The following is a 12907-nucleotide window of genomic DNA, read 5'->3' on the forward strand; positions in this document are numbered from 1 at the left end:
AAAATTCAAGGAGGAAAACACAATGATAATTAATCACAATATGAACGCTATGAATGCTCATAGAAATATGGGAATAAACACAGTTAATTCTGGAAAGGCTATGGAGAAGCTATCTTCAGGTCTTAGAATAAACAGAGCAGGAGATGACGCTGCAGGTCTTTCAATATCTGAAAAGATGAGAGGACAAATCAGAGGATTAAATCAAGCATCAAGAAATGCTCAAGATGGAATATCATTAATCCAAACAGCAGAAGGTGCATTAGGAGAAACTCAAAACATACTACAAAGAATGAGAGAGTTATCAGTACAAGCAGCTAACGACACTAACGTTTCTGTTGATAGAAGTGCTATAGCATCAGAAATAAAATCTTTAAACACAGAAATAGACAGAATAGCTAGCACTACTCAATTCAACGAAAAGAATTTATTAAATGGTTCATTAAATGGAGCTAAATTACAAATAGGTGCAAATAAAGATGCTAATTTATCTTTATCTATAAGTATAGGAAATATGGGAACTGGATCTTTAAAAGTTGACAAGATAGCAGTTGATACACATGATAATGCACAATCAGCTATAAGCTCAGTAAATGCTGCTATAAAAGCAGTTTCTAGCCAAAGATCAAGCTTAGGAGCTCTTCAAAATAGATTAGAGCATACTATATCTAACCTTGACAATGCATCAGAAAATTTACAAGCAGCAGAATCAAGAGTAAGAGACGTTGATATGGCTAAAGAAATGATGAACTTCTCTAAGAACAACATATTAAGCCAAGCAGCACAAGCTATGCTTGCTCAAGCTAACCAACAACCACAAGGAGTTCTTCAATTATTAAGATAATAATTGGGAAGGAAGGGATTTCCCTTCCTTTTTATAGGTTAAGTGTTTTAAACACTTAACCTATTTTTTATATTCAAGTTAAATAGAAACTTATACGATAATTATAATATATATTGAGGTGGATTATGATTTTTGATAAGGAATATTTAATTAAAACTTCTAATGATAATATTGATATACTTATGGTTAAAGATGAAAACAAATTCGTTTATTTAGGAAGTAAATATAATGAAGTTAACAATATAAAAAGATTTATAAATAATATAAAATTAGAAGACGGTGAAAGTATAATAATAATTATAGGATTATCTTTAGGACAATTTCTTGATGAATTGATAAATTTAATAGGAGAATATAACAAGATTATAATTATAGAACCTGATAAAAATATATATAATTATAATTTAAATAATAATTATATATGCAATAAGCTTGAAGAAAATAATATAACTTATATATTATATAAAGAAAAATTAATTCTAAAAGAAATGTTAGAAAGTTTAATTAATAACAGTTATATTCCTGTTATTAATATAAGTACTTACACAAACTATGAAAAAATATACTTAAATGAATGTAATGCTATTGTTTCATGTATAAATGAATATATAGATTATATAAAGTTAAGCAGAAATAGTAACCTATTATTAAAGGATTCTATTATAAAAAATTATATTGAAAATCTTATAAAATTAGAGGACTATATTAGTGTAGGAACTTTTAAAGATTTATTTAAAGACAAGACAGCAATAATAGTTTCCTCTGGACCTTCTTTACATAAAAATATAGAAAATATAAAGAAGTACACTGAGCATGTAGTAATAATTTCGGTTATAAGAAGTATGAATGAACTAGAATATTATAATATAGAACCAGATTTTATTTGTGTATTAGATCCTATAGACAAAATGAGTAAACTAATGAAAAAACATATGAAAAAAAATATACCTATAATCTGTACAGAACAATCTAATTCAGATTTACTAAAAGAATACAAAGGGAAAAAAATAATAGCATTAAATGCTTTTAGAGAAACTATAAGAACGTTTAATGAAAAAGAATATGTATCTTTACCAGAAGGAGGCTCTGTAGCTCACTTAGCTACAAGTTTTGCCGTTAATTTGGGAGTAAAGAATATAATATTTACTGGACAAGACTTAGCATTTACTAATATGGAACTACATTCTAAGCTTTCATCAGATGAATCTGTTTTAAATTTACAACAGAAAATAAATAGTAATGATATATTTTATGTTGAAGGAAATAAAGAGGAGTATGTACCTACAAATAGTTCTTTAAATTCCTTTAAGAATTGGTTTGAAACATTAATAATAAATAATAAATTAATTAATTTTATAAATGCAACAGAAGGTGGAGCTAGAATACATGGTACTAAAATTATGAATTTATTTGATGCATTAAAAGAATACTCTATTGAAGTACCAGATAAACATAAAAAGATAGAGGAAATACTTAAGATTAGTAAAGAAACTAAGAAGGGAAATATTGGGATAAGGATTTTAGAAGAATTAAATTATTTAAAAGATATTACTTATAAAGGAGTAAAGTTAAGTGAAAAACTTTTAGATTATTATATCTACAATAAAGATACAGATATTTGTAAAATTATTAAGGAATTAGACTCTATAGATATTAGAATTAATAAATTTAAGGAGATAAAAAATTTTATAAATTTTGTAGCTTATGATAATCTTGAAACTATAGAATTAGGAAAAGAATTTAGAGTACCTATTAAGGAAAAGGAATTGGATAAATATATTAGAATAAGTAATAGAAATATAAGAACTTATGATGCTTATTACAAAGCTATAATAGAGCTTATAAGATATATTGAGCAAGGAGAGAGTTAATAATATGCATGGTAACTTTATTGTAGAGAAAAGTAAGGATGGTAATGAAGTCATTAAATTAAATAAGGATAATAAATGGATATACCTAGGTAGTAAGTTTAGAGCAAATGAAGAAATAGATAAAATGCTTCAAAAGTTAGATGATATTAAAGATACAACTAATTGTATAATATTTGGATTGGGAGCAGGAGCATATTTAAATAAGCTAGATGCTAAATTAAAAGAGAAGAATAAATGCCTTATAATAGAACCTAATAAAGAGCTTATAGAGTATGTGAAAGATAATAATGAACTAAATAATAATATACATGTAACTTCATTAAGTGAAGATAAAATTATTTTTGCTCTTGAAAATATAATAGAAGAAATTGATTTTACTAATTTTAAAATTTTGACTGCACCAGGATATGAAAAAGTATATAAAGAAGAAATAAATTATATTGTTACACTTATAAGAGAAGAGTTTTATAAGAAGGCTATAAATCATTTTACTAATATATTTTTTAAGGAGCTATGGACTGAGTCCTATGTTAAAAATTTAAAATCCTTATATAATAGTTATGATATTGAAGAATTAAAAGATAAATATGTGGGCATACCTGCAATTATTGTATCAGCAGGACCGTCCTTAGAAAAAAATATAGATTTATTAAAATGTGCGAAAGATAAATTTTTAGTGCTTTGTGGTGGAAGAACCATTAAGCCATTGAAAAACATAGGAGTTACTGCAGATTACGTAAGTGTAATAGATGGATCAGAGGCTATGTATGATTTAGTAAAGGACTATTTAGATTATGAAGTTCCTTTAATATGTACTGATGCAACTAATAGTAAGGTTTTAGAAGAGTATAAAGGAAAAAAGTTATTTTATAATAATTTTTTATATACAAAAGATCTTGTAGGTAAAGACTTACCCATTATGAGTTTGGGCGGATCAGTAGCACATGCATGTACGGCAGCAGCACTTTATTTTGGATGTGACCCTATAATATTTATAGGACAAGATTTAGCATATACTAATGAGAAACTACATGCCAATATAGCTCTTGATAAAAAGTATGAAAATTTAACTTCAAAAGAGTTAAATGATATTTTTAAAGATAAATCTGGAAAGGTTATGTGGGTAGAGGATATTAATGGATTACCTGTTAAAACTAGTGTTAATTTAAATGATTTCAGAAGAGATTTTGAAAAGATAATAGAAGTATATAATGATAGAGTATTTATAAATGCCACAGAAGGTGGAGCTAATATAAAGGGAACAAAGGTTAAGACTCTAAGAGAAGTTATTAAGTTATATGGAGATAAAGAAAAACCTAATATATCTATAACAAAAAAGCTATTTAAAAATAAAGAAGATGAAGATAACTTCAAAAAATATCTTTTAGATCAAATTCAGATAATAAAAGAACTTAAAAAGAAATGTAATGAATTATTAGTTGTTAATTTAAAGTATAAGATGCATTTTATAGACAATAAAAATATACCTAATTCACAAGAGGTAATTGAACAACTTAATAGTGGAGAAGAATATATTATGGAGACACAAAATAAAACCCAATTCATGTATAATCAAATATATCCAATAGTACATAGAATTTCTGTAGATCCAGAATTTACTTTAGATAAAAGTGATAATACAAATAAAAAATATATAAAAATATATAAAAAATCACAAATGCTATACAAGGAAATAATAAAATCTTGCGATAAAATTTTAAATTTATTTTCTGAAATTAAATTTATAAAATAAATTGATTAAAAGTTAGGTGATAAATTTGAATAAGATAAAAAATATAACTATAAATGTGAAAGAAACTATAATTAATTCTTTAAAAGTAATTGACCAGGCTGCTAAAGGAATCGTATATGTAATAGATAATAAAAATAAACTTTTAGGTACATTGACAGATGGAGATATAAGAAGAGGATTAATAAAGGGTATAGCTTTAGATGCTTGTGTAGAAAGTATAATGAATAAGACTCCTATTAAAATAGAAGAGAGTGCATCTAAAGAAAAACAAAAACAACTTATGATAAAAAAGGCTATAAGAGAATTACCAATAGTTGATTCTAAAGGACATCTTGTAGATACAATATCTTTAAGTGAACTACTGCTACCTAAAGGCAAAGAAAATTTTGTTGTTGTAATGGCAGGGGGATTAGGAACTAGACTTAAAGAATTAACAAAAGAGATACCAAAGCCTATGTTAAACTTAGGGGACAGACCAATAATGCAACATATAATAGAGCAATTTAAGGTTAGTGGATTTAATAAGTTTTTGGTATCTGTTAATTATAAGTCAGAAATAATAGAAAACTATTTTCAGGATGGTTCAAATTATGGATGCACAATAGAATACTTAAAAGAAAAAGAAAGGCTTGGTACTGCTGGGGCAATAACATTAGCAAGTAATAGGATAAAAGAAGATTTTTTTGTTATAAATGGAGATATATATTGTACAGTGAATTTTAATAAGATTATGGATTTTCATAAAAAAAATCAAAATGATGTTACTATTGTATCAGTTAAAAAAAGCATTAATGTACCATATGGTGTTTTAAGTACATCAGGTAATGATGTAGAGGCAATAATTGAAAAACCTAATTATGACTTTTTAATAAGTGGAGGAATATATTGTTTAAGTCCGGATGTAATAGAATTAATACCAAAAGGTCAATATTATGAGATTACTGAACTATTTGAACAATGTATAAAAAAAGGGCTTAAAGTAAAGCAGTATATGGTTGATGATTATTGGATTGATATCGGAAGGATGGAGGATTACAATAAAATAAATAATGACATATATGATTTAGTATGTTGTTCAGAAGCGGAGGCATAAAATGAATAAAAAAATATTAGTGATAATCCCCGCTAGAGCAGGGTCGAAAGGGTTATATAGGAAAAATACAAAAAATTTAAATGGTAATCCTCTAATTTCATATACTATAGAAGCTGCAAAAAAAAGTAAATATATAGATAAAACTATAGTATCTACTGAAGATATTGAATTTGCTGAAATTAGTAAGAGGTATGGGGCTGAAGTTCCATTTTTAAGACCTATTAATTTAGCTCAAGATGATACTCCAACTATAGATGTAATACTACATTGTATAGAATACTTAAGAAGTGAACAAGAGTATATTCCGGATTATATATGCTTGATGCAATGTACTTCTCCATTTAGAGATGAGAAGTGCTTAGATGAGGCTATAGAAAGACTAATTGAAGAAGATGTAGATTCTATAGTTAGTGTATGTGAAAGTGAAACAAATCCTTATTGGCTAAAAGAAATAGAAAATGGTAAATTAGTAGATTTTATAAGTTCTAAAAACAAAGCAACAAGAAGACAGGACTTACCTAAGGTATACAAATTAAATGGAGCCATATATATTTGTAAAACTGATATATTAATTAAAAATAAAAGTTGGTACACTGAAAATACAATTCCATATGTAATGGATAATATATCATCCATTGATATTGATACAATTTTAGATTTTAAGTTTGCTGAAGTTGTCATGAAGGAGAGAAGAGATAATTTATGATAGAGAATTTTATTATTAACAAAAAAACATTCATAATAGCAGAAGCAGGTGTTAATCATAACGGGAGCATAGTTTTAGCTAAAAAGTTAATAGATAAGGCAGTAGATGCAGGAGTAGATGCAATTAAGTTTCAAACCTTTAAATCAGAAAATTTAGTTACAAAAAATGCACGGAAGGCAGATTATCAAAAAAAGAATACTGGAAGTGAAAGTCAATATAACATGCTAAAAAAATTAGAGCTTTCTCATGAGGATTTTTTAGAATTATATGCATATTGTAATGAAAAGGAAATATTATTTTTATCAACCCCGTTTGATTTTGAAAGTGTAGATTTGCTGGAAAAAATAAATGTACCATTATACAAAATAAGTTCAGGGGATTTAACTAACACGCCTTTACTAAGATATATAGCTAAATTAAATAAGGAAATAATATTATCAACAGGTATGGCAAGTTTAGGGGAGATAGAAACCGCTATAAATGAAATAAATAAATGTAGTAATAACAAAATAATACTTCTACATTGTACTTCTAACTATCCAACAGATTATATAGATATTAATCTAAATGCTATGATAACATTAAAAAATGCTTTTAATGTTACTGTGGGATATTCAGATCATAGTATGGGTATAGAGGTTCCTATAGCAGCAGTAGCAATGGGGGCAAGTGTTATTGAAAAGCACTTTACATTAGATAAAAATATGGAAGGACCAGATCATAAAGCATCTTTAGATCCTATTGAGCTTAAAAGTATGGTTAAGTCTATAAGAAATATTGAAAATTCTCTTGGAAGTGGAATTAAAAAATGTAATATAAATGAAGAAAGTACTAAAGCTGTTGCAAGAAAAAGTATAGTAGCAGCAAAAGATATTAAAATTGGTGAAGTTATTTCCTATGATAATATAGCATTTAAAAGACCAGGAGAAGGATTAAGTCCTATATATATAGATGAGGTTATTGGAAAAATATGCAAAGAAAATATAGAAAAAGATGAATATATAACCTTTTATAACATAAGTAGGTGATTTTGTGAGAAAAATATTAGTTGTTACAGGAACAAGAGCTGAATATGGTCTATTATATTGGACAATGAAGCGTATAGATCAAGATGATAAATTACAACTTCAATTAATTGTTACAGGAAATCATTTAGCAAGTGATTATGGGTTTACTGTGAGTCAAATTAATAAAGATGGATTTAGGATAGATGATGAAATAGATATGATTATAAATTCAGAGAGCAAAAGTGCAATTTTAAAATCTATGGGACTTGAAATGATTCAGATGGCATCATCAATAGAAAAATTAAATCCAGACTTGTTACTTATATTAGGTGACAGATATGAAATATTTGTAGCAGCAACATGTGCTATGATGATGAATATACCTATTGCACATATTAATGGAGGGGAATCAACCGAAGGAGCAATAGATGAACAAATAAGGCATGCAATTACCAAGATGTCACATATACATTTTCCAGGTTCAGAATATTATAAGGAACGAATTATAAAGATGGGAGAAGAACCTTGGAGAGTACATAATGTTGGGCAAAGTGGGATTGAAAACATAAAAAATTTAGAATTATTAAACAAAGAAGAAATAACTAGTATTCTAAAAATAAATTCTAAAAAGAGAATTTTTTTAATAACCTATCATCCAGTAACATTAGATATAGATAATATAGACTCTCAAATGGATAATCTTTTAAGTGCATTGAAAGAGTATGATGCAGAGCTAATATTTACATATCCTAATGCAGACTTTGGAAATAAAAAGATTGTAGATAAACTAATGGGATTTAAGGATAAATATACAAATGTACATTTATTTTATAGTTTAGGACAATTAAGGTATTTAAGTATAATGAAGCATTGTAATGTAGTGATAGGAAATTCATCTAGTGGAATTTTAGAGGCTCCTTATTTCAAAATTCCGGTGGTGAATATTGGGGATAGACAAAAGGGAAGAATTAGAAGTTCTAACATAATAGATGTTTCTTGTGAGAAAGAAGATATAATAGATGGTATTAATAAGGCATTATATGATGAAGAGTTTAAATTTAAAATATTATCTCAGGTTAATATTTGGGGAGATGGAGACACTAGTTTTCATATAGTTTCTAAACTAAAAGAGTTAGACATAACTAAAAATTTATTAAAAAAGAGGCTTACCTATTAATTTATATGTGGTGATAGAATGAAAAAGATAGTACTTATAGGAGCTGGGGGACATTGTAAGGTAATAATAGATTTAATAAAATCAAAAAAAGAATTTGAAATTATAGGTATTTTAGATAAAGAATCTAATAAAGATATGAATAAGGTTTTAGATATTCCTATAATAGGAACAGATTCTATTCTACAAGATTTATATAATAGTGGAGTAGAGTATGCATTTATATGTGTAGGTGCCATAAATAATATGAATATAAGAAATGTAATTATGAGTAGATTGGAGAGTATAGGTTTTAAGTTTCCAGTATTAATACATAGGGATGCTATTGTATCATCCTATTCTAGTATAGAAGATGGAACATGTATTATGTCAAAGGCAGTTATAAATCCAGATTCTACTATAGGAAGAAATAGTATAGTAAATACTGGTGCCATAATAGAGCATGATTGCAGAATATCTTCTAATTGTCATGTATCTCCTGGGTGTATTTTAGGTGGAAATGTTGAATTAGGAGTAGATACTCATATAGGAATAGGTAGTACTGTTAGTAATGGAGTAAGGATAGGAAACAACGTAACAATAGGAGCCGGATCAGTAGTTGTTAAAAATATAGATATGGACAATGTAATAGCTTTTGGTAATCCTGCAAAGATTAAAAGGTACAAGTAGATCAATTAAGGAGTGATAGATGTGGATTTAAAAGGTAAAAAAGTATTAGTAACGGGTTCAGAAGGATTTATAGGAAGTCACTTAACAGAAAGGCTTGTAGAAATGGGAGCTAATGTTACAGCATTAGTTCAATATAACTCCTTTAATAACTGGGGCTGGATAGACACTTTTCAAAAAGATATAAAGAATAGTATAAATGTAGTTACAGGAGATATAAGAGAATATGATAATATGAAGAGGGTTATTAAAGGACAAGATGTAGTATTTCATTTAGCTGCATTGATTGCAATACCATATTCATATTTATCACCTATGGCATACGTAAGAACAAATGTTGAAGGAACAACAAATGTTTTAGAGGCTTGTAGGGAATATGAAATAGAAAAAATGATACATACATCTACTTCTGAGACATATGGTAGTGCTTTATATGTGCCTATAGATGAGAATCATCCAATGCAAGGACAATCACCTTACTCTGCATCTAAGATAGCAGCAGATAAAATGGTGGAAAGCTTTCAGAAGAGTTTTAATATGCCTATTGCAACAATAAGACCATTTAATACATATGGTCCAAGACAATCTGCAAGAGCAATTATACCTACTGTAATAGCACAAATATTATCGGGTAAAAAAGATATAAAGCTTGGAAGTTTAACACCTACTAGAGACTTTAATTATGTTAAAGACACTACTGAAGCATTTATAAAGATAGCAGAAAGTGATATAACCATAGGTGAGGTTATAAATTCAGGTTCCAATTCTGAAATTAGTATAGGGGATTTAGTAAAAAAAATATCAAAGATTATAGGAAGTGATATTAATATTATTACTGAGGAAGAAAGGCTAAGACCAGAAAATAGTGAAGTTAATAGGTTATGGGCAAATAATACAAAGATAAAAGGCTTAACAGATTGGAAACCAAGATATAGTTTAGATGAAGGGTTAGAAGAAACAATAAGTTGGATAAAAGATAATATAAATTATTTTAAAACAGATATTTACAATGTTTAAATATATAACAGAGGAGGAAATGATATGATACCATTATGTATACCTCAAATTGAAGGAAATGAATGGAAGTACATAAAAGAATGCTTAGATACAAATTGGGTATCCTCCGTAGGTGCTTATGTTGATAAGTTCGAAAAAGACTTTGCAGATTATGTAGGTGCTAAAGAAGCAGTAGTAACTATGAATGGAACAGCAGCTTTAGAATTAGGACTGAGAACTTTAGGTATAGGGGAAGGGGATGAAGTTATAGTTCCATCTTTAACTTTTATATCACCAGTAAATGCTATAAAATATGTGGGTGCAGAGCCAGTATTCATAGATGTTTGTAGAAACTCATATGTGTTAGATACAAATAAAATAGAAGAACTTATAACACCTAAAACTAAGGCTATTTTACCAGTACATCTTTATGGGAATTCAGTAGAGATGGATAAAGTAATGGAAATAGCAAATAAATATAATCTATATGTAATAGAAGATGCTACGGAAAACCTAGGAGGATTATATAAAGGAAAGCATGCAGGTACTATTGGACATATAGGATGTTATTCATTTAATGGTAATAAAATTATAACAACTGGATCAGGAGGAATGCTTGTAACTAATAATGATAGTGTGGCTAAAAGAGCAAAGCATTTATCTACTCAAACTAAGACAGTTCTAGATAATGGTGGATTTTATCATGATGAGATAGGATATAATTTTAGAATGCCTAATATATTAGCCGCTATGGGATGTGCACAATTAGAAAAATTAGATGAGTATGTTAGTATAAAGAGAAAAAATGCTAATATATATAATGCAGAGCTTAAAGATATTAAAGGTGTTACAATACATAAGGAAAAAGAGTGTGAAAAAGGTTCATATTGGTTATATTCTGTATTAATTGAGGAAGAATATGGGTTATCAAGAGATGAGCTTATTTTAAGATTAATGGAAAATAAAATTCAATCAAGACCATTTTTTATGCCTATACATGAAATGCCAATGTATAAAAAATGTAGGCATGGAAATATGGACAATACTATTGAGCTTTGCAGTAAAGGTATAAATTTACCAAGTTCAGTAAGTTTAGAGAAAGATGACATTATAAAGATAGTAGATATAATTAAAAGATACAGATAACTTTTTAAAAGTCTTAATTTTAGGTTAGTAGATTTGGTCTAATTCAAAAATTAAGTTATGGAGTTTTGGTGCTATGAGAGAAATAGAATTTGTGAAAACGAAAGAAAAAATAGATAATACAATATTAAATACTATAAAAATAAATAACACCTTAATACATAGTAAATATTATCCATTAAAGGAAGCTGAAAAAACTATATCATCTAGGAATTTAGTAAATGCAAAAACTATAGGAGTACTAGGTTTAGGACTAGGATATCATATTTATGAAATATTAAAAAAAAATGAAAACTGTTTTATATATGTTTTTGATGTTTTAAGTGATTCTGATAAAAGTAAGTTATATAAAGATAAATTTTTAAAAATGGTAATAGATGATGAGAGGGTTAAACTTAAAATAACCTCAAGTTATTCAAGACTAGTAAGTTATTTAAAAGAAAGTCTAAATCAATGTGATGAAGTTTTTATACTAAAGTCATATATGAACATATTAAAAGCAGAAAATTTAGATTTATATAATATATTTATGGATTTTGAAGCACAAAGAATAACAAATACAAAATTTAAAAGAGAGTTAGAATACAATATTATTAATAATGAAAGTCTCAATATGAAAAGTATAAATGAGTTTTATAATGCTTATATGAAAAACTATGAAAATATTTTTATAGTAGCCGCAGGACCATCCTTAAATGAGTGTACTACGTATTTAAAAGAAATAACTAAGAGTAAAAATAATTTTATAATAGCTGTTGGAACGGCTGTTGGAACCTTAAAAAATCAGGGGGTTAATCCTAATGCAGTTTGCATTTTAGATCCTTTAGAAATAATTTATAAACAATTAGAAAAAATAAAAGACTCTAAAATACCATTACTAATGGCTTATAGTGCTTCTCATAGAGCGGCTAAAGAGTACAATGGTCCTAAATATATTTATTATAACTACATAAAAGATAATAATATAGTGATAGAATGTACTAATTCTGTTGCTACAGCAGCACTAAGCATTGCAATTAAGGCTAATCCTAAAAGAATATTTTTTATAGGTCAAGATTTAGCTTATGTAGACAATAAAGTTCATAGTGATAATACTATAAATGGAGAAGAACATATTTATGTGAAATCTGATAATGACTTTGTTACACAAGATGTTTTAGGAAATTATATATACACAAGTAAGTTTTATTTAGATATAAAAAAATGGATTGAGAGAACAATTGTAATAAACTCTAATATAGAGTTTATTAATACTGGAAGAGGTGCAAATATAATAGGCTGTAATAATATTGAAATTCATAAAATATTAGAGTATTTAATATAGCAGTAGATTTAGATAAAATTAATAAAAAATCCTAAGATATTTGTAACTAATAGCATCAGAAATGTTATCAAATGGTAGGAAAAACTATAAGTATTTATTATCATTCGAAATTTATATATAATATTTGAAGACTATAAGTTTAAATATCTTAATTTAGTCATTTATGAAAAGTAAAAATTTTATGGATATTTAAGTGAATGAGGTTACTTTAAATTATATGGTTTACACAGTAGATTATTAGATAGATTTTTAGTTAATAAATAAAAGCTAGTTTGGTTACTAGCTTTTATTTATTATTGATATAGTTTGTTAGGTTGATTAAAAAATTAGTTA

At 26.9% G+C, this 12907-nt stretch carries 11 protein-coding genes; all 11 read left to right on the forward strand.

Features of this window, described 5'->3' with window-relative positions; all coding sequences use genetic code 11:
- Window positions 1-22: 22 nt before the first annotated feature.
- The 11 genes from BR69_RS0114965 (at window position 23) to BR69_RS0115015 (ending at window position 12574) form a co-directional block, all read left to right on the forward strand.
- Window positions 23-841, forward strand: a complete 819-nt coding sequence (locus BR69_RS0114965) for a flagellin N-terminal helical domain-containing protein (RefSeq protein ID WP_027633903.1) — start codon at window positions 23-25, stop codon at window positions 839-841.
- A 125-nt stretch (window positions 842-966) separates the two neighbouring features.
- On the forward strand, window positions 967-2712 hold the full coding sequence (locus tag BR69_RS0114970) for a motility associated factor glycosyltransferase family protein (protein ID WP_027633904.1): 1746 nt from the start codon (window positions 967-969) through the stop codon (window positions 2710-2712).
- A 4-nt stretch (window positions 2713-2716) separates the two neighbouring features.
- Window positions 2717-4465, forward strand: coding sequence for a motility associated factor glycosyltransferase family protein (locus tag BR69_RS0114975; protein WP_027633905.1), 1749 nt, complete (start codon window positions 2717-2719; stop codon window positions 4463-4465).
- A 16-nt stretch (window positions 4466-4481) separates the two neighbouring features.
- Window positions 4482-5558 carry a nucleotidyltransferase family protein gene (locus BR69_RS0114980; protein ID WP_242840702.1) on the forward strand — a complete coding sequence of 359 codons (1077 nt, stop codon included), beginning with the start codon at window positions 4482-4484 and terminating at the stop codon, window positions 5556-5558.
- A 1-nt stretch (window position 5559) separates the two neighbouring features.
- On the forward strand, window positions 5560-6264 hold the full coding sequence (locus tag BR69_RS0114985) for an acylneuraminate cytidylyltransferase family protein (protein ID WP_027633907.1): 705 nt from the start codon (window positions 5560-5562) through the stop codon (window positions 6262-6264).
- Window positions 6261-7292 (forward strand): N-acetylneuraminate synthase, encoded by a 1032-nt coding sequence (gene neuB, locus BR69_RS0114990; RefSeq protein ID WP_027633908.1) that lies wholly within the window; start codon window positions 6261-6263, stop codon window positions 7290-7292. Before BR69_RS0114985 ends, neuB begins: the two co-directional genes overlap by 4 nt.
- A 4-nt stretch (window positions 7293-7296) precedes the next feature.
- The gene (gene neuC / locus BR69_RS0114995) at window positions 7297-8448 is read left to right on the forward strand and encodes a UDP-N-acetylglucosamine 2-epimerase (protein ID WP_027633909.1); all 1152 of its coding nucleotides are present in this window, start codon (window positions 7297-7299) and stop codon (window positions 8446-8448) included.
- Between the two features lie 18 nt (window positions 8449-8466).
- On the forward strand, window positions 8467-9114 hold the full coding sequence (locus tag BR69_RS0115000) for an acetyltransferase (RefSeq protein WP_027633910.1): 648 nt from the start codon (window positions 8467-8469) through the stop codon (window positions 9112-9114).
- A gap of 21 nt (window positions 9115-9135) precedes the next feature.
- Window positions 9136-10128: an NAD-dependent 4,6-dehydratase LegB gene (locus BR69_RS0115005; RefSeq protein WP_027633911.1), complete on the forward strand. Its 993-nt coding sequence runs from the start codon at window positions 9136-9138 to the stop codon at window positions 10126-10128.
- A gap of 24 nt (window positions 10129-10152) precedes the next feature.
- Window positions 10153-11253, forward strand: coding sequence for a LegC family aminotransferase (locus BR69_RS0115010; protein WP_027633912.1), 1101 nt, complete (start codon window positions 10153-10155; stop codon window positions 11251-11253).
- Between the two features lie 73 nt (window positions 11254-11326).
- Window positions 11327-12574, forward strand: a complete 1248-nt coding sequence (locus BR69_RS0115015; protein ID WP_027633913.1) for a motility associated factor glycosyltransferase family protein — start codon at window positions 11327-11329, stop codon at window positions 12572-12574.
- Window positions 12575-12907: the final 333 nt, after the last annotated feature.

This window comes from Clostridium hydrogeniformans DSM 21757 (genome assembly GCF_000686705.1).
In the GTDB taxonomy this organism is placed as follows: Bacteria; Bacillota; Clostridia; order Clostridiales; family Clostridiaceae; genus Clostridium_Z; species Clostridium_Z hydrogeniformans.